This window comes from Pseudomonas sp. AP19 (genome assembly GCF_001728855.1).
Lineage (GTDB): Bacteria > Pseudomonadota > Gammaproteobacteria > Pseudomonadales > Pseudomonadaceae > Aquipseudomonas > Aquipseudomonas fluorescens.
This window is the reverse complement of record NZ_LXJP01000005.1, coordinates 98,161-116,223: the sequence shown is the minus strand read 5'-3', so window position 1 is coordinate 116,223 and position 18,063 is coordinate 98,161. Positions and strand designations below refer to the sequence as shown.

Annotated in this window: 13 protein-coding genes and 4 pseudogenes; 8 read left to right on the top strand and 9 right to left on the bottom strand. The window is 51.9% G+C overall.

Annotated elements, in window-relative coordinates:
- From A7D21_RS06575 to A7D21_RS06565, 3 genes are read left to right on the top strand one after another with little or no spacing between them, the layout of a single operon-like run.
- Nucleotides 1-1,071, top strand: coding sequence for an ABC-three component system protein (locus tag A7D21_RS06575; protein WP_069551310.1), 1,071 nt, complete (start codon nucleotides 1-3; stop codon nucleotides 1,069-1,071).
- Nucleotides 1,072-1,506, top strand: coding sequence for an ABC-three component system middle component 2 (locus tag A7D21_RS06570; RefSeq protein ID WP_069551309.1), 435 nt, complete (start codon nucleotides 1,072-1,074; stop codon nucleotides 1,504-1,506).
- Nucleotides 1,506-3,323 (top strand): ATP-binding protein, encoded by a 1,818-nt coding sequence (locus A7D21_RS06565; RefSeq protein WP_069551308.1) that lies wholly within the window; start codon nucleotides 1,506-1,508, stop codon nucleotides 3,321-3,323. The genes A7D21_RS06570 and A7D21_RS06565 overlap by 1 nt, the downstream gene beginning before the upstream one ends.
- Nucleotides 3,324-3,626: 303 nt before the next feature.
- Here A7D21_RS06565 and A7D21_RS06560 read toward each other — a convergent pair whose 3' ends face one another.
- From A7D21_RS06560 to A7D21_RS06550, 3 genes are all read right to left on the bottom strand, one after another.
- Nucleotides 3,627-4,655 carry a hypothetical protein gene (locus A7D21_RS06560; RefSeq protein WP_069551307.1) on the bottom strand — a complete coding sequence of 343 codons (1,029 nt, stop codon included), beginning with the start codon at nucleotides 4,653-4,655 and terminating at the stop codon, nucleotides 3,627-3,629.
- A gap of 240 nt (nucleotides 4,656-4,895) precedes the next feature.
- A complete protein-coding gene (locus A7D21_RS06555; RefSeq protein ID WP_069551306.1) occupies nucleotides 4,896-6,272 on the bottom strand; it encodes a hypothetical protein in 1,377 nt (458 codons plus the stop codon).
- Nucleotides 6,273-6,310: 38 nt separating this feature from the next.
- Nucleotides 6,311-7,918 (bottom strand): hypothetical protein, encoded by a 1,608-nt coding sequence (locus A7D21_RS06550; RefSeq protein WP_069551305.1) that lies wholly within the window; start codon nucleotides 7,916-7,918, stop codon nucleotides 6,311-6,313.
- A gap of 211 nt (nucleotides 7,919-8,129) precedes the next feature.
- On the opposite strand from A7D21_RS06550, the pseudogene A7D21_RS35170 reads away from it, so the two are divergent.
- A pseudogene (locus A7D21_RS35170) lies at nucleotides 8,130-8,237 on the top strand (transcriptional regulator); the annotation flags it as partial.
- Nucleotides 8,238-8,457: 220 nt separating this feature from the next.
- Here A7D21_RS35170 and A7D21_RS06545 read toward each other — a convergent pair.
- The 5 genes and pseudogenes from A7D21_RS06545 to A7D21_RS06525 form a co-directional block, all read right to left on the bottom strand.
- Complete coding sequence (locus A7D21_RS06545) at nucleotides 8,458-10,656, bottom strand: hypothetical protein (RefSeq protein WP_069551304.1); 2,199 nt, start codon at nucleotides 10,654-10,656, stop codon at nucleotides 8,458-8,460.
- A complete protein-coding gene (locus tag A7D21_RS06540; protein WP_008037542.1) occupies nucleotides 10,656-11,798 on the bottom strand; it encodes a hypothetical protein in 1,143 nt (380 codons plus the stop codon). The genes A7D21_RS06545 and A7D21_RS06540 overlap by 1 nt, the downstream gene beginning before the upstream one ends.
- A 23-nt stretch (nucleotides 11,799-11,821) precedes the next feature.
- Nucleotides 11,822-12,253 carry a hypothetical protein gene (locus A7D21_RS06535; RefSeq protein ID WP_008037541.1) on the bottom strand — a complete coding sequence of 144 codons (432 nt, stop codon included), beginning with the start codon at nucleotides 12,251-12,253 and terminating at the stop codon, nucleotides 11,822-11,824.
- Between the two features lie 361 nt (nucleotides 12,254-12,614).
- Nucleotides 12,615-12,836, bottom strand: a pseudogene (locus A7D21_RS06530) (amino acid ABC transporter substrate-binding protein); the annotation flags it as partial.
- 160 nt (nucleotides 12,837-12,996) lie between these two features.
- Nucleotides 12,997-13,305: pseudogene (locus A7D21_RS06525) on the bottom strand (aldehyde dehydrogenase family protein); the annotation flags it as partial.
- A gap of 171 nt (nucleotides 13,306-13,476) precedes the next feature.
- Between A7D21_RS06525 and A7D21_RS06520 the strand changes: the two are divergent.
- Nucleotides 13,477-14,151, top strand: a complete 675-nt coding sequence (locus A7D21_RS06520) for a hypothetical protein (RefSeq protein ID WP_069551302.1) — start codon at nucleotides 13,477-13,479, stop codon at nucleotides 14,149-14,151.
- Nucleotides 14,151-14,972: a hypothetical protein gene (locus A7D21_RS06515; RefSeq protein ID WP_069551301.1), complete on the top strand. Its 822-nt coding sequence runs from the start codon at nucleotides 14,151-14,153 to the stop codon at nucleotides 14,970-14,972. Before A7D21_RS06520 ends, A7D21_RS06515 begins: the two co-directional genes overlap by 1 nt.
- A gap of 129 nt (nucleotides 14,973-15,101) precedes the next feature.
- Here the strand turns inward: A7D21_RS06515 and A7D21_RS36125 are convergent.
- Nucleotides 15,102-15,573: pseudogene (locus tag A7D21_RS36125) on the bottom strand (MFS transporter); the annotation flags it as partial.
- 21 nt (nucleotides 15,574-15,594) lie between these two features.
- Between A7D21_RS36125 and A7D21_RS34190 the strand changes: the two are divergent.
- Both A7D21_RS34190 and A7D21_RS35165 read left to right on the top strand, forming a co-directional pair.
- Nucleotides 15,595-15,789: a hypothetical protein gene (locus tag A7D21_RS34190; RefSeq protein WP_141718201.1), complete on the top strand. Its 195-nt coding sequence runs from the start codon at nucleotides 15,595-15,597 to the stop codon at nucleotides 15,787-15,789.
- A 273-nt stretch (nucleotides 15,790-16,062) separates the two neighbouring features.
- Nucleotides 16,063-17,634 carry an HNH endonuclease signature motif containing protein gene (locus A7D21_RS35165; RefSeq protein WP_171902595.1) on the top strand — a complete coding sequence of 524 codons (1,572 nt, stop codon included), beginning with the start codon at nucleotides 16,063-16,065 and terminating at the stop codon, nucleotides 17,632-17,634.
- Nucleotides 17,635-18,063: the final 429 nt, after the last annotated feature.

Below are 18,063 nucleotides of genomic sequence, written 5' to 3'. Positions count from 1 at the left end.
ATGTCTTTTGGTGAAAATGCCATTAAGCTCCCTCCACCCCCGGAATTCGAGCTCACAGCACTTGATGTAGAAAAAGGTGAAACAGTTCATCCCCTGGATCGCCTGCAGATCATGTCTCCGGATACTTGGGAAATCTTTACGCTGGAGTTCGTCTCTTACTTAGGTAAAGACTACGAATCGGTCACTCGCTGTGCTGGTGCGGGAGACAAGGGGCGCGATGTCATCGCGCGGCATGCGACGGGGTGGGACAATTACCAATGCAAGCACTACAAAGATAAACTGAGCGTAGCAAACGTAGTTGGGGAGCTGGGTAAGCTGGTTTACTACACGTGGAGGGAGGATTACACCCTGCCGCGTGAGTACCGCTTTGTTTCCCCGAAAGGCTGCAGCTCTGATTGCATCGATATGCTGTCCAAGAAGTCTCGCATCAAGGCTGAGATCATTAAGCGTTGGGATAAGGTATGTAAGGATAAGATTACGAAGACGGAGTCCATTCCTCTTGAGGGTGGTCTGTTGGATTATATAAATACCCTTGATTTTTCATTTGTTGATGAAATGTCTTCACAGGAGTTAATTGATAGGCACGCCCTGACGCCATATCACACGACGCGGTTTGGAAGCTATCACCTTAATCGACCGCAGGTTCGGAAGCCTGAGCCCAGCGCTGTTGGTGATAATGAGAAAATTTATATTGATGCGCTTTTAGATGCGTTCTCTGATGCCGATGGTGCAGAGTATTCATTCAGTAACGTCATGGACTCTGAGTATAAGGAAGATCTTGAGCGAGCGCGGATTAACTTTTTCAGCGCTGAGTCACTGGAGATATTTTCGCGCGATGCTTTTCCTACAGGATGCTATGAAAGCCTCAAAGGTGAGTGCCACGAAGGCTTGCACAGCGTGGTGCGTAAGAAATTCGATGATGGGTATCAACGTTTTCTCGAAGTAAGCACGCAGTCCGTTAATATTCCATATGACTCTCATCCACTTCGGCATTTCTTGCAGACCTCCGATCGAAAGGGGCTATGTCATCAACTGGTGAATGACCTAAAGTTTAAATGGATTAAGAAATAGATGACGAGCTCAAAGGATTTGTACAACAGCCCTGTGGAAGTTGGTGCGCGCATTGTTCTGTTGCTTGCAGGCTTAGCCCGGCAGCTTGATCTCGACGAACTTATCTTTTTTGACTATGCCTCTATTTATAGTGGTGACTTTCAAGGGTATGCAAGCCTGCATCCAGTCCTTTTGAATCGACTTGCCGAACTTGTGCGTAGGCGAGAAATTTTCCCAGGCGCCATAAAACTATTTACCGCTAAAGGTTTGATTACTTCCCAAGTTGATGAGAAAGGTGTTCGATACTCTATCACTAGTGCGGGTAGTGTGTTTGCCGCCAAGTTGAGTACTGAATACCATGTGGATTTCAGAAGACGTGTTTCTTGGGTCGAGGCTAATGTTGATTTTCTCGCCGCTCAACGCCGCACTATTTATAAAATTGACAGGGTGGTCTGATGTATATTGAAAGCGTTGTCGTGAGTGGCCCTGACCGTGCAGACGCCGCTGTTTATTTTGAGAAGGGTGCGAACGTTGTTCAAGGCGGCTCCAACACTGGTAAGTCCTACATTGTTCAGTGCCTGAAGTTTGCCCTTGGTGCAAATACGCCTCCAAAGCCTATCAACGAGTCGCAGGGCTACACCACTCTCAAGGTTAAGTTTGTGCATGATGATGGGCGTTCCTTCACCATTGAGAGGCACCTGTCAGAAAGCTCTAAGCCTACCCTTTACGATGAAGAGGGGAAGGTTCAAACCCTGGGGGTGAAACATAACCCTACAAAGATGAATTCGATCTCCAATCAATTTCTGGATAGGTTGGGGTTGAATGGAAAGCTGTTGTTGAAAGGTACAGCCTCTCTCAATAACGCTTCGTTCTCTCTTCGTGATTTCGAAAAAGTATTTTTGATGGATGAAACGCGAATCGTGGCTGAGTACTCTCCACTGGGTACGGGTCAGAAAGATGAGCGCACTATGGAGACATCCATTCTGAAGCTGTTGCTGACGGGGAAAGACGACACCGGGGTTAAACAGGCTAAAAAGGAGTTGGCGTCAAAAGGGGCATTGAGGCACAGGGCAGCTGCTGTCGAAGACATTATCAAGCAATTCTATCCAGGTGACGACGCGGCTGAGGCGCTTGAACTCCAGAAGCTAAGTTCTTTTACGACCCAAGTTAAGCTTCGGCTGAAGGTGGCAGAAACTGAGCTGGAAGGCGCTTTTCATTCGAGTGAAGGGCTATTCACCCAAAAGGCCAGCCATATCTCCGAACTGGAAGTGGTCGAAGGAAAAATTGCTGAAGATAGGGCCCTACTGGGGCGGTTTGGCATGCTTGGCCAGAAATATGAATCAGACCGCCAGCGTCTACAGGGAATTGAGCAAGCGGCAGTCTTACTCGACGAGTCAGACGCGGTGCTTTGTCCAACCTGTGGCAATCATTTCGACTCCGAATCATGCACAACCGATGTCGATGACATCAAGAAGGGGGTTTCCTTCGAGCTGGAGCGAATTTCGAAAAACCTCCATGAGCTTGGGGAGGCACAGGGATCCCTGGCGGCAGCGATTGAACGGAATACTTCCACCGCTGAGACTACCAAAACGTCCATCGCAGCACTGGAGAAGTTGATCTCCACAGAGATTCAGAGCTCAGTGCAGCTGGTGAGCGATCTGAAGGAGCTAGCCTCATGCCTCAACCAGGATCACTCGGCGCTGGATAAGTACGTTACGAATAAGGCCAAGCTAAGAGGGGAGCTGAAAAAGCTGGGTGTATTGCTGCTTGAGGAGCAAAACAAATACACCCCTGAAAGCTTTGAGGAGTCTGCCAAGCCTTTGGTTAAAGAGATTCAGGATATCTTGCAGCGCTGGAGTTTCCCGAATCACGCCCCGGTGGAATTCAACTTCAAAGCACGGGACATCTCCATTGGTGGGAGTGCGAGAGGCAATTTTGGCAAGGGGTATCGAGCCATCGCGTCTTCTGCATTTGCTCTAGGGCTGATGAATCTACTAAAACTCTCTGGGCGCCACCCTGGCTTTGTGGTGCTTGATTCGCCACTGACGACATACAAAGAAGGGGATCCGGAGCCTGAGGAAGATGATGAGGAAGTGGCAGCGGACGTGATTTATGCGTTCTATCAGGATATTGCCGACAACTTCAAAGATTCTCAAGTGATTGTATTTGAGAACAAGGAGCCTGATATGGCGCTCATCCCTCATTTGAATTATCAGCACTTCACGAAAAGCAGAAAGAGTGGGAGATACGGCTTCTTCCCACTACGAGGCTGATCCGACTGTATAGTTTGTCGGTCACCCTTACATGGCGCGGTGATCGACTTACTAGCTTTCGGCTCTCTGTAAACACGAATGATTGGTTTGGGTGAAGGTACAGGCCAAAGCTTAAACCTTCCCGATCAGCGTCATGGGAGCCCTGAGTCTTGAGTCCCGAGTCATGGAGTCGTGGAGAGCTAATAACGCCCAAATATTAACTCGTGGGCTTGGCTTGGGCTATCCCCGTGCAGGTCAGCTAAAAAGTCAGTTTGCATGGCGGGCTGTTGAGGTCTTCTCCACAGCCCTGAGCGCATGAAATGATCAGTCGAGAAATTCTACGGTTGCATGCACGAATTGCTGGCCGTCCTCATTCCTCCAGAAGGTATGACTGCATTGCTTACACTGATGCTGAGTCATCGGTGGGTCAATTCTTTGCTGCTTGGTTTCGAGGTCATGACCATGGCATATGCTACAGAACAATTCCCAATCTAACCTGGCTGTTGCCCACTGAGATAAATTGATTTTGACGAGAGGGAGGGAGGCCTCGATGAGTGAGGCAAAGACCTGCGCCCATGCCTCGAACCGCGCCTGTTGGAATGTATGACCTTCCCACTCGCCTCGATCCAGGCCGGTGTTGTTCAGTTTCTCTTCGCTACCATGGATATACCCATTGAGCAGGTTGTAGGCATCGGAGATGGTAGTTTCCAGCTCTGTCGAAATGATCCCATCTTTTTTCAGGCGCGATAAAACTCCGTCCTTGCCACGTATCGAAGGCGCTTGGTACTCGTTAGATTTCCATTTCTTGAACAGCTCGGGCCGTCTGCAAAAATGGATTGGTAAAATGACGCTTTCGATGAATCCGCGCAGCACTTGCATGGACTGACGGTAGTACAGCGCGCCCGCCAGCTGTACAGAGCACATCAGATCAGACCGGGTTTCAAGCATGTGTGAAAGAGAAAAATATCCTGCTTCGGACAAGACGTTTCCGATGGTCTCTTGCCAAGCTATCAATGTCTTGGCTAACCGTCCGAACACAGGGTCATGCTCAAAGTCGACCATCACGGGTGCTTGGGTTCGTGCACCAGGCGCCGGCATTGAATGACTTGCGATCTCTGCAAAGTGGTCTGCCAAAGCCAGAGCTTGGTTGATCGCTCCCTCCAGCCTTTCATCTGCCTGATCTTCATAACCCGTACCTTCAAGTAGTTTGTGAATGAAGGTATGCAGGTCGTTTCCTGACGCCCAGGCTGATATGGCCTCCGGAACGAATGGCAATATTGAGAGCGCGTTTTGCGGGAAGATTTCCTCTGGGCTCGCGTCAGTAGGGAAGGTACCTTCAAAAACACTGTCCATGAATTTCGATTTCCTTGGTAGATTTTGAAAATGTGAGCCTTCGGGGGGCGAGGGTGAGCATCCCAGCGTCTCGCTGAAATTCTATCGTGATGATCAGGTCTTCCACATGGTGCCATCTGTGGATTTGGAGGAGCAATATGAATCCAGGAATAGGCCGCGAGCATCGGCGTTGATCAATTACTTCGCGGAAAGTTTTTCAGCGCTCAGGCTAAGCGATCTTCGGCTTATGGGATCAGTGAGTCACGGTGCCGGCAGCAATGAGTAACGTTCAAACAGCGAGCGATAGAATATTATCAGCACCTCCTCGGCATTAGGCTGCTGAAGCTCGTGAACACCGAAGCGATAGACCTCATACCCCACCAGCCTTAGAGCCCTGTCAGCTGCCATCATCTCGGCGTAGAGGCGGGGACTTGAGCGTCCGGTTGCATCGCAATAGTGGTGTTTGCCATCAATCTCGATTACAACCCGCACCCGGCCGGGCAATAGTAGAAGGAAGTCCATGCGCGACCTGAGCAATGCCTCCTTGCCGCGCCGTGAGACCGTCAGGGGATCCCAGTGAAACCAGACCTCGGGCAGTAAGACTGGAAGTTCAGGAATGTGTGTCGTGAAGGCCTTGAAAAAGCTGCTGAAGGCTAGCGCTTGAGGGGGCGATGATTTAGGCAAGCAGGCCTCCAGGCGCCGATATAGGCGATTTTTGGCCTGGCCTTCCTCGATGTCATAGGTTTGGGCATACCAAGCCTGTAGGTCACGCCACAAGAGGCCGGTGCTTCCGATAGGTCGGTCATAGATCAGGATATCCGTTGGGTCGGACATCACCTCTATATCGTTGTCCAAGGCGTTGCCGAGTCGCAGATCTGGCTTCGTGGTGGAGGCGAAGATCAGGTTCTTGGGGGCGGACTGCTTGGCTGATCCTACGTAAGCCAAGGAGGCCGTCAGGAAGGCATCGTCCCCCACCCCGACGACAATGTGGACTCCACACGTTTTGAGGGTATCGTTGACGATCTCAATGAATTTTCGCTGAGCGGGTTCGCTGGGCAATACCTGGGAGGAAGCCAAGGCTTCGACGAATCGGCCAAATCGGGCATGCGAGGACTGAAACGCTCCGAGATTGTCGAAGATCGTCACCGCATCCCAATCGGGATTTTCGATGTAGTGGCGGACAATTTCTTGGCGAAGTGTCGGGGTCGGTCGCAGCAAATTCACAAACGACATCGTGTCGATTTGCCAGAACTCACCGAGCACGTGTTCAAAAGCAGCCCTGTCTATGAAAAGCTCGATGGGGTTGAGCATTTCTGCCAGCTCTCTTCGGTAACGACCGGGGATGACAGGCGCTGTTCCATCGTCCCACACCAGCTCTTGAAGCTGGTCTCGCTCATGAGCCGCAAAGCCGATCAGTTCCAAGGCTGTCTGAGCGGCAGCCAACATTTGAGCATCACTCGAAGCTTCTACTGCTTTCTCAAGGTGTTGCCTTTTGGAGCTGTACTCAGTGCAATCATCCAGCCCTAGCCTGAAAAGCAATTCAGGGATCCGTGTATCCGTGTAGTGGTCTTTCTGGTTGCCCAAGATCTGACTGAAGGTATCTCGCAGGCGGGTGAGGTTTTGCTGGGTTCGAGGCATGCGCAGGGGGGGCTCCGATGTCGTTGAACGGATCGTGGTCACCCTAGTTCGATATTCGGCCCGTAGGTCAGAATATCTACCAGGCGCAGCGCTTTTCGAGCATCCGTCTTTAGGTTGGCGAATTCAGGGGCTCGCAGGGCAGTGATGAGCATTGAGCGGTCGCTGGCATCGGTCGCTGCTATGAGCAACTGGCGAGTCCAGTATTTCTTAGAGTCTGGATTCTCGGACGCATACACCGCAGGAAAAGCCTGGCCGGCAGTGAATTCGCCGGCATATAACGCGGCTAGTGGCGGCATTGCTTTCAAAGAGGCTTCACGAACAGTGCCTTCGTTGCGCTCCATCGAGTCGGGGATGCTTTCTCGTGCGGTTTCAGCCGCAGCAGATTGTGTGACGGTAAAGGTCGCAATTTCAGTAGCTGGCGGAAGTGTGCGCTCCTGTCTTTTGGCCTCAAGGGCTCTGATGGCTGCGGTACAGCGTTCTTTGAACTGTCCCTGAGCCGATACCGCCGAAGCCCTGCGAAGCTGGCCGATTAGCTGACCGATGTCGTCGACCATCGATACCAAGAACCAGTATGGGCGCTCTGTTCCTTGCTGGCTCAATGCAGTAGCCACGAAAGGCCACACCTCTTGACCGGTGAGCGTTTGCCGATCCAGAGTCTCGCGTAGCTGCTCAGGGCCTTGGAGGCACAAATCGAGCAAGAAGGACTCTGGGGGCAGATCCAGAATACCTTGATCGAGCCGTCCATTTGCATTTCCCACGTCTGCGCCAAACTGCTCACGCGCGTGGCCAAAGGCTTGGCGCATGTCCTGCAAGGCGATAGGTAACGCATTTGGGTCGTTTGGCCGGACAACTACTGGTAGTGCTTGGCCCCCTGCATTCATGCGACGGAACCTCATTGGTGCCGCGCGTTCAAGTGTTTCCAAAAGCAAAGTGATGTCAGCAGGGCGTGGCGAGACTACGGAGCGGTCAAACGCTTCAAGCCACTCCGGTGCTTCTGGGGGGACTTCGGGGAGGATCAGGAACAAAGATCGTAAGGCGTTGACCCGCTCGGTAATTGCATCGGTGCTTTGGAATTTTTGAATGAGGTCATCAATCAATACAGTCTGGTCGATGACTTCATCTGGTGGTATCGGCAACCGATCCATATAGGCGCGGATACGAGTTGACCTGGCTAGGAGCTCAAGGAAACTGTGAACCTTCACGGCTTGTTTCAGTGTCACTGTGCGAGACAAACCAAGGCCAGCATGGAGCCCGGTCGCCCGGTAGGTGAAAAGCACAGAAAATCCTTCTGACGCCTGCAGGATCGACTCGCGTTGTTGAGCGGGGTCGGCTACGCCTGCGGTCAGGAAAGAGCTGGCAGGAATGGGCGCGCGGAGTAAATCCCTCATGTCCGACAAAATCTGTCGCGCGCTTTTGTACTGGGTGGAGGACGCAGCCAGAGCCTCATCGCCCCGAACCTGAACGATAATTGCAGCCAAAGCCTGCTCAGCGGCGGCTCCGATCAATCCAATCGCGGGGGAGTATCGAGCTACCTCAACTCTCAGGCTTCCCCGATTTGGAGTGCCCAGGCAATGCAGCGCCAAGGCCAAAGATTCTTGGCTCGCTTCCAAAAGACGTATTGCGCTGTTACTGAGGTATCTGGGCATCGCGAATCCTTGCACTGCTCAATTGGTGGCTCAGCGGAGGATGGCCTGGAGAGGTCACCGTCTCTGGCTAGATCAACGCGATCGTCACTGCTTACGACGAATCAGCTCCGATGGCATGCATGACGTCCACTGTGCAGTGGACGCCATCGCTCAGACCGAAAAATTGCCGTGGTGCACTGTCGAATCGAGGTTGCCGGGGAACTATCAGGCAAACCCCCACACGGGTGAATTTATAGAGACCAAAGGGGGAAATCACAAAGGTCTGAAGGCCTGGAAAGTACAGTATGGTGCGGAAACTGTTGAGTCGTGGCTCAATTGATCCATCAGCCGCGCTAGGAGTTTTCAGCCTAACGAGACCAGGCAGCTCATGCTGCCTGTCCCAACGGACGCCACCGTCTGGCTCGCAGATCCGTAGCCCAGCAAGATTAGTGAACCGTTGATTGGGCCCATCGAATTTGCCACTTCATTGCCTGAACTACTGCTTGGTCTCTCTGTATTCGACATGCCATGGCCGGCAAGCCGACTTTCAGCGGGTCATTCTAGTGATTAGCTTGCTTGGCCAGCACAAGCATCCCGAGCAATTCGGACGTATTGCCAGCGTGCTGCTTCAGCGCATCGTCCAGCAGAGTCTCCATATCCGTTTTCGCCAGCCGAAGCGAGCCTACGGCGATGGCAGCAGCGAACTCAAGGGCTGCGTCGCCGAAGTCCTTGTCCGAACGTGCAAACACCTTCACTAACAGCTCTTTCATCACCTTGCTGAGCTCAGGGCTGAATGAGTAGTCCAACTCCGCTGGGTGGCATGCCCTCAGCATGCACGCTTGCAGGATGGCCTCGTTGAATCTGAGGAAGCACTCTGGGGCCAATACGACCGACTCGTAGCCGTTGGGGCAGAGACGCCTTTCGTGATCTTTGTGTTCCCGGGCGTTTTGGAGCACGGCTGCCATGGTGAGGTGCACCATGCTGGGCTCAACGTCAGCGTAGCGCCTGGCAATCTCGGTTTTGTTTCCGAAAAAGAGAAAACCTTCTGAGAGCCGCAGCGGGTTGCCTCGTGGCGAAAGCAAAAATCCTCGAAACGCACTTAAGGCTGCCTTTCCAGCTAGATCGAGGGACGGCAGGATGTTGGAGGTGTTGGGCAGGTGCTCAAGGCCTAGGTCATGGATGTTTTGTTCCGAATGAGCCTTGTGAGTTTCGATCAAGCGATGCCAAGAGTTGTCATTGGAGTCTTCACCAAGTGGGAGCTGTATCCAGTTGGAAAAGCCGTACTCCCTGGTCGTGGGGTTGCGAACCAAGAACATACGCAATTGGTTCCATGACGCGTTCGTCTGGGGGATACCGATCGGGGAAAGAAAATGCCTCGGAATGTACGCTTTGATGTACGAACGCAGATCGCGACTGATTTCGCGAAGCACGCCGCCATCTCGGGCGACGGTGGAAACGATCACTACGCCGGTGGCGTCTTTGCAGTTGTCCTTCTCCAGTTCGTGGTATGGAAGCACCGTAATCGACGAACCAGCAGCCAAGCGAGTGCGCAGGCGAGCCACGACGATCACTGCGAGAGCTTTGGAAGCCTCGTCATCGGCGTGGATAACGTGACTTACGGTCAGGGGGAATGACCAGTCAATTTCTGCGTCGAGCCATTTCTTAAACTCTGCGTGTTCCAGCAACTCGATGACATCAAGCTGCAGCAGCTTGCTCTTCGTTCCAACTCGGGTATTGAAAGGATGTATCGAAAAGCCAAAAAACTGATGGAAATCGGCCAAGGCTTTCGGAGTATGTGGCTGTCCGAGAACGACTGGTCGAGGAGGCTTGGCTTTTGACGAGAAATTTTCGCCGATGATCTCGATCAGGGTGCCGTCGCTGACTTTCAAGTCAGGGAATGCGACCCCCATATTATCAAGCGCGACCATTACGTCGCCGGCTCGTCCCTGGGACGTCACATCGACGATGGTGGCGATTCGCTGAGGATCCCAAACGCTGCTTGCCATCTTCTTTGCCATGCTTCCGGACGTCGAGGCGGAAACAATGCAGAAATAGGGATCTGATGGAGGATTGATCTTCTCCAACTCATCATAGGAGTGGAAGCTGACTATCTCTGCCTCGGAGCGGCACAGGGCCAGAGCGCATTTGACGTAAGCATAGATACCCATGGTATCGATGAAAACCTTGGTGCTCCCTTGCAGGGCCTGCCCGTGGCATAGCGTGATCAAGTATGCGACGACGTACAACTCTGCCTCACCTGAGGCGATTTCCCTTGCTTGGATGAAGACCTTGTTCCGGCGTTGGGAAGGGTGCTTGAACACATGGCCAGAGGGGGCCTGGTGAATGGCACTGTTCTTCTCGATAAGGCTGTTTACGCCACGGGTTATGAGAAGCTTCAGATCCACGTTGTAAGGGCCCGTATGCGCTCCAAGTGCGTGTTGATTGAAGTTTGTGCCATCCCACTCAACGAAGGTGTATTGCTTCACGAAGTCAAAGCCAGCCTTCATGCCGCGCTTGATCATGGTTTGCAGGTGCAGATTGGCCGGATCCCAGGCTGCCTTGAACGTGTTGCATTGCTCGGTAGAGCCCACGATGTACACGCAATCGGGAAGATTGGCATCACTCTTGAGGGCGGTCTCTACATCGGTATACACATTGCCTTCGGTCAGCTGGCAGCGTTTATAGCAGAGCACTAGGGCTTCAATGCTGCCGTGCGTGGGGCAGTGTTTCAGGTGCCGCCAGGAATAAAAGCGTTCCATCACTGAGCCCTCAGCGGTACGAGAATAGAAATGACCGCACCTTGAACGGGCGAAAGGTTGGTTTCAGTCCAGTCATTGAAAGCAAAGAGGTCACGGTTATCGCCAGGCGTGAAGGCGTTGAACATCGACAGCCTTCCCGTGCGGATCCTCATCAGCCCACCGATCTGCCTCAACTCTTGCAAGACCGAGGGCAAGCCTTCACCTGCTGCTGTCTGGGATTTCGACGTTGATTTGTGCTGCAGGCAACGGAGAAGCGCTCGTCGTTCATCTTCGAGTGACATCTCTTGCACGCGCTTGCCAGTGAAGCGGCTGACTAACCCTGGCCCTGAGTCAAAATAGCTGATCTCGAATGCCCGGAGGCTCTTGGCTCCGGTTTCGGTTCTAGCAGCTTCATCATTCCAGTATTTGTTCAGATCGGGGTGGCCAGAGAAATCGTCTTTGAAGGTCGACTCGTAAAACCGTGTCCAGCCCATCAGCACCCCCTCGACATGCGAGAGATACGGCCTGCCAGTATGGTCTGTGATCGCGTGCTCTTGGGTGTTTTGAATAAGCTCAGCAGAGAACAAAGCGAGCGCATCGACCAAGGACTCAGGTACTTTGGCCCTGCTTTGCTGCGTTGTACGATCCACTAGCGTGCGCATCACTGGGGCCATGCCGTCTTTCTCTTTAGCCTTGCCTCGCGAAGAAAACAGCGGCTTCAGATACTGGATTTTGGAACCTCCGACGCACAGGAGGTCTATACAGCGCCCCTTGACAAGGTCGTCAAACTCTTGAGCATCCATCGCTTGCATTCTTTTGGTCGCGAAGGTCAGAACGTCTCGGCGATCAATTTCCTTGCTACCAATCCGTATTCCCTTGGACAGCCGAACCCCTGCAATCCCGGGTGAGTAATCACAAACAGCCTGCTGAGCATCAAGTTCTTGAGCGTTTGGATGAATGTCCAGATAGTCATCTTCGAGTTTTTGGCGAGCGAGCGTAACGACCATCTGCAGTCGCGATGCGTCATGCATCGGGCTATGTCGAGCGCCGAGGGTGTCTATAGGGAAGCGAAACACGGTATCGCTGTCGGAGTACTCGATCTGGGAGATGATTTCCTCAATCTCAACCAGGCTCCGGCACTTCCCCACGTGGTTAATTGCCAAGCTATCACCTCTGAAACGTAGGGTTACTTTTGGGCCGGGAGGCTTGCCAGGAGCTGCTTGATTTGGGGCTCGGGTTTCCAGTAATTGGGGCCCTTGAGGAATTTCCCATTCTCATCGTAGATAGGCTTGCCATCGGCACCTAGCTTGCTCTCGTTGCTGTCCATGATCAGCTCCAGTACGGCTTCAAGAGGGATGCCGTACTTCATTGCCTCGGAGCGGCAATACACGATGACGTCGCCGAGAAGGTCTGCAATGGCGACCTGAACATCGATGGCATCGTCTCCTCGACGAATCTGCTCAGTAATGTCATCGATCTCGGCGACTTCGTCGAGCAGCGTCCGCTTGAATTTCAGGAGGCGATCTTCTGCATCCGGGAAGAGGTGTGGAGCCTCATGGATGGGCAGCTTGTACATCGCATTCATTGTCTGGATGCGGTCACGAAAACTTTTGCTCATTGATCCATCTCCGTTGGTGAGGCGTTAGCAGCAGACACTACGCTTCTTTTTCAGGGCAAAGCAATCCAAAACACCCTGGCCCGCCCTAGCTTCGCAGACGCTCTCATGGCGCCTCTGCCTCGTAGTTTGCATTTCATCCGGCAGAGCAAACCCAGGCGTTAGAAGCTTGGCGTTACAATTATGGTGTTAACCTCTGACCTTTCTTCACAAAGGCGTGCCACGTCTGTCAGGCACGCTCTAGGACAGCAGGGAGCCTTCAGCTAGTGGATTCACCAACGACAGACCCTAATTCCCCATCACCTCTGGCCCAGGCCGAGGCAGAAGGAAAATCGCCCGTCCCTGACAGAAGCGTGATGCCGGTAGCCTCGACAATCTTTAATTGAATGTCATGGGAGTAGCCCACCGGCTGACCGGATCTGTTGGCGATATAAGAGAAAGGAATGGACGAGTCTCGGTGACCCAGGGTAATGGTCCCCGAGGTCTTGATTTTCTTAAGCGTGCCGGTGGGTTCGACAGCCATGAGGGCAGTACTACTTAAGGCCGCAGTCAGGGTAACGCCCAGGATTGCAGGGAAGGCACGCATTGAAAGCTCCTCATGAGGGTGAGGCGAGTCTTTTTCGGACTCGCTCATCTTGGCTCGGCGAGAGGTCTCGCGGGGCCTGGCGACTTGCTTGTTGTTAGTGACGGGCCAGTCAGACGGTCTGTGCATTACAGAATTCGCGCACACCGAAATGCGACAGCTAACGGCCAAAACCGCTTTTCTTTACGCCGCCGAAAGTGACGCGTGGATCGGTTGCGCAATAGCCATGGATGAACACGCCTCCGGTTTCCAGTTCGCCGGCCAGCTTATGGGCCAGTTCGACATTGCGTGTGTAGATGGTCGAGGCGAGCCCGAATTCACTGTCATTGGCCAGTTCCAGAGCATGTGCGGCGTCCCGCGCAGTGATGATCGATGCCACGGGTCCAAACAATTTTTGTTTGAATGAGGTCATCTGGTCGGTGACATCACCGAACAGCGTAGGCTCGTAGACGTATCCTGGCCCTTCAGCCTTGGCATTGCGAGGTGATCTATCGATGCGTAATGCTACTGACAGGTTTTATAAAGCGTTTATGACTCGCTGGTTACTGGAGCGCGACTCGACGTCGGACCAACCGGTGAACGCACCTAGTTTGAGGGCCTATCATCGGCACTCTATGCATAAAAATACTGGAGCAAGAAGCGTATGGATTGGGGAAGCGCTGATACTTACGTCAGCCTGGTCTCGGGCCTTGTAGGGGCCGCTATTGGAGGGTTCTTTACGCTGAAGGGAGCAACCAATGCTCATGAGTTGGCGTTGAGAAAAGAGGCGGCGGCGGACAAGGAGAGAATGATTACGACGTTAATGCTCCTTCGCATCGAGATTTCCACTGCATGGGAGGCTTTCAATGAAGAGTGCGGCAACGAGCTGTCGGAGCAGGATGATGGCGTACCTTTTTTGAATATACTGCCGATTGGGAAAAATCCATTCCCTATTTACGATTCCGGGCCGCCAGCACTAAACCTTCTCCCGCGAGAGCTGGCAAAGGACGTTGTTCGCTTCTACATGGGCGCAAAAGGTTTGATCGCCTCGATCGAAATGAACAACCGCGATTATGAGCAGGCCCTCCAACATGCTCGGGTACATTTGCTGAGCCATTCAGAGCGTGCCCACAAGGATGGCGAAGCTTTCACTGATGAGCGACATGATCAGCTGTTTGAAGAAGGCGTAGAGTTTATGGCCGGCCAGTTAGGCATGGGCGATACCGCTGACGCGATTAGATCGCTCAGGCAAGATCTGGCACCCATTGTTGGGCGCATCACCACAAAAGTAGATGAGCTATTTTTCCCACTTTCCGACGGCCAGGAACGGACGAACTGATGGCAATACCTTCTTTTGATACGGGTCGGCGACAACAACAAAGCATCAACCCTCGCATTTTAGTGCTTGAAATCAGAGACAGAGCGTGCGTTGAAGATCCGCCGATTGGCTGGGTCATCGTCGAGCGAGAGGAAGTGTACAAACGAGACCCAAGCGGAAAAATTTGCGAGGCATCCATTCGACTGTCTTACCAAAGAATTACCACCAGAGCCTCGTCTTTTGAAAATGGCCACGGTGAATTCAATGGTAGCTATTCAAGCCATTTCAATGCGGTCTCCCTCACCTCGTCCTCAATGTCCAACGGCTCGGTGTACCTCAGTTTGCCGGAGTTAAATGGGCAACGGATCGGTACCTACTTAATGAATGTGATCGTTGAGTGGGTTCAGCAATGGCCTGACGCATCGGTTAACTCCATCCAGCTGTTGAGTGGTCAGGCACGAGGTGATAACAAAGCGCGGCGCAACAGGTTCTATGAACAATTCGGTTTGATTTTTGATTACCACGATTCGGCGCAACGTGAGGGATCATCACGTCCGATGCTGGTACAAGGTTTGTCTGTCGTCGAGACATGGCAAGAAAATATTTTCGAACACAGGATGTTTGGTTATTTAGCGGAGCAGTTGAGCGAAGCGGAATCAGCGCAATTGAAGTTGGGTACGCTTAATCACGCTTTCGCCGATTTATTGGCAGAGCAGAAAAAAGCGGAGGCCCGGCCGTTACGCTGGGCTGTTCGAAGGCTGTATGGACAGCACTCCGGGGCCGTCATCGCCGGGGGGGCGTTAGCCATTTTCGCTAGCTTGTTATGGTTCAAGATGGGGTGATGCGAGGAGCCTTTGGAGAATGCGCTCATAGGCTTCTAAAGGGATGGCCGTGCTGGGTTCGGCACCGCAAAGCGCAGTCATTTCCATGATGCATGTTCCTATCCTGCTTGTAGCACGAACTCGAATCCATTACCCATTCCCTTGAGCGTTTCGCCAACGCGACCGAAAAATATCTCGGCGTGCTCTGGTAATTAAAACCAAGAGCACGTTCAATACGGCCAGCACACTCCGTCCCGCAAGCACACCGCCAGCGCCCCAGGTCTGCGACAGGTAACCGCCTGCAAGGGGGGGGCAAGGCTTGTTCTATGAGCGAAGGCCGAGCCAGCAAAACATATTGGGTGGGCGACATGAGGGCCAATGGCGGCAGTCCTCGAACGATAGCCCGTAAACCATTACCCGCGCCATAGATCACCAGCCCCAGCGCAGTCATTTCCGGTGCGATGGTCACAAACAGCAGACCAATTGCTACGAATATCACGGAGATCAAGGTCGTCCAGATCGGGTGTCGCTTACTCGAAAACACCTGTAGAACACGTGATCCTGCCTGGCTCGGCCCCAGCAATGCGCTCAGTCCGATGGCGGCTGCAAGCGAGTAACCACGCATGCAACCGACAGTTCGGCCATGGTTGGCAGCGACAAACCGTATGCGGCGATGATGCAATTCGGTGGGGGGGCGGACTTTCCGCATCTATGGGGTGATATTCCAGCCCGACCGTTTTTACCTATGGATGCCAAAGGCAATCTGCAGTCAAAAAAAGCGGAATGCGCCATTCTAAATTTGGCATTAATCCATCTAGACTTCGCTACCGTTTTATAGCCAGACGCCTTAAGAAGATTCCCCAAATCTCCGGCGTAGGGTAGTCTATGGCCACTTGCCATGTCACGGATGAAGGAGTTCAAATGGCTCATTTTTCTTATGCTGGAAACGCAACGGCTAACAAGGCGTTGAACCAAACCATAAAGATTCTAAAAACTATTACCTGCCAAACGAATAAAACAATAAAATAGGCTGCGCTCTTCTATATGTCGCGGGACTTTCCCTTTGCCTCCCTTATGAATTTAAAATAAAACGATACTAATGGCTTCCAAGATGAAAAAAAGCTTTATTAATGAGTATGAAGCGGCTTTGAAGTTTGACCTTTCGCCGAGTCTTTTACGATGGCTCACTTCAAATGCAATTCTTGACAAAACTAAAATAAGCTACCAGGAGCGCGACGAGGTCTATTACTACGACCAAGACGAACTCGCAAGCCTAAATAAGAAAATGGAAGGAAAGTGGCCAAAAACTGCCAAGGGACAAAGGCCCAATATTCCAGAGGGAATAAAGCGTGAAATCAGGAGCGAAGCAAGAAGCTCTTGCCCGGTGTGTAACAAGAGTCACGGCGAAATAGCGCATATCGATTGCGTCTCTGCCACCCACTGCAATCATCCTAAAAATCTGATATTCCTATGCCCTGATCATCATACGGAATATGACAACGCTCGAATTCCCGCAAACATCGACAAAGAAGAAGTCCTGATTCTTAAGAAAGGTCTAAGGATATTTCAGCGGCAATTGTGGAAGGTTAAAGGTAATCTGATAGAGTCATATTTGGCAGGACTTAACGCTGCCAAATCTCTTTTGGGGATTCATAATGTCGTCCGTAAGATAATACCGGACGATGAATTCCAAAGTACCTTGGAGAGAATCGCCAGCTCCACAGAATCGTATTCCGATACCGAAATCGATCATGCTAATTTTAACAGTTCTGAATTCCTGAACTCAGAAATCGATTCATACATAGAACAAAACCAAGAGCACATATGCCCTCTCTGTGAAGGTCATGGTGCAACCCATTTTTTTGATACATGCCCCGTGTGTTTAGGCGCCGGAGATATAGATCCAGAAATTAAGGATCATATTGATCTATCTGCCTATAAGCTTATCAATTGCCATTTATGTAGTGGCTCCAGCATGCACAATGGCGCGGATTGTCCTGCATGTGGAGGTGAGGGACAGGTTTCTCAGGGTTATTACGACAACCATGATTGGTCAATGTACGATTTGGTTACGTGTAAGCTTTGCGAAGGTAGCGGTCAGCACGACGGCCATGATTGTCCACCTTGTGGTGGTGAGGGCCAAGTCTCTCAGAGTTTTTATGATTACCATGATTGGTCAGGATACGATTTAGTCGCATGCAGCCTCTGTGATGGTAGCGGCTTACATGACGGCAATAATTGCCCTCCGTGCGATGGCCAAGGCGAAGTCACTCAGGGTTTTAACGAGTATCACGATTGGTCCATGTATGATTTAGTCACATGCAGTCTCTGTGATGGTAACGGCCTACATGACGGCAATGATTGTCCTCCGTGTGACGGTAGAGGCGAAGTCACTAAGGGCTTTCACGATTATCACGATTGGTCCATGTATGATTTAGTGGCGTGTAAACTCTGTGGTGGAACCGGCTTGTATGATGGTTATGATTGTCCACCATGCCGTGGTGATGGAAAAGTAAGCGAGAGCTTCTTCTACGATCATGATTGGTCAAGATATGATACGGTAGAGTGTCAGCTATGCAAGGGCGAAGGACGTTATCATGCAAATGAGTGCATTCCATGCCGCGGAGAGGGGCGAGTCTCCCAAAAATTTAATCGAAATCATGATTGGAGACAATATAGGTAGGCTAGTTTTGCATGCAAAGATCTGAAAGATCAGAGCCCATCTTGATATGAGCGCATAGATATTACGAGTATTTTTAATATGGGTGGTCTTAGTTAAAAGTAAGCGAGGGGGTATTAACAATGCAAATCCCCCGCTTATTACTGTTCATTGAATAGAATGCGGTGCTTCATGGGTGATGACTTCGTATCCCCCCCCTCACTATTTACTGCTACGGAGTCGGTAGGGCCTATCGACAAAGGGAGTCACGCGCCGCACCACTGTTTTTTTTGACTTTTGCGGCGGATCGCAACATTACAAGCTGGCTCCACAGGACAGTCGAGCGCATAGAACCAGTGTCTAGCAAAGCACCTTGAAAGTGAGGTTTATGGACCGCTTACGACCGAAGCCCTCCATATAAAATCCAAAGTGCCACTAATTGACACTCAAACC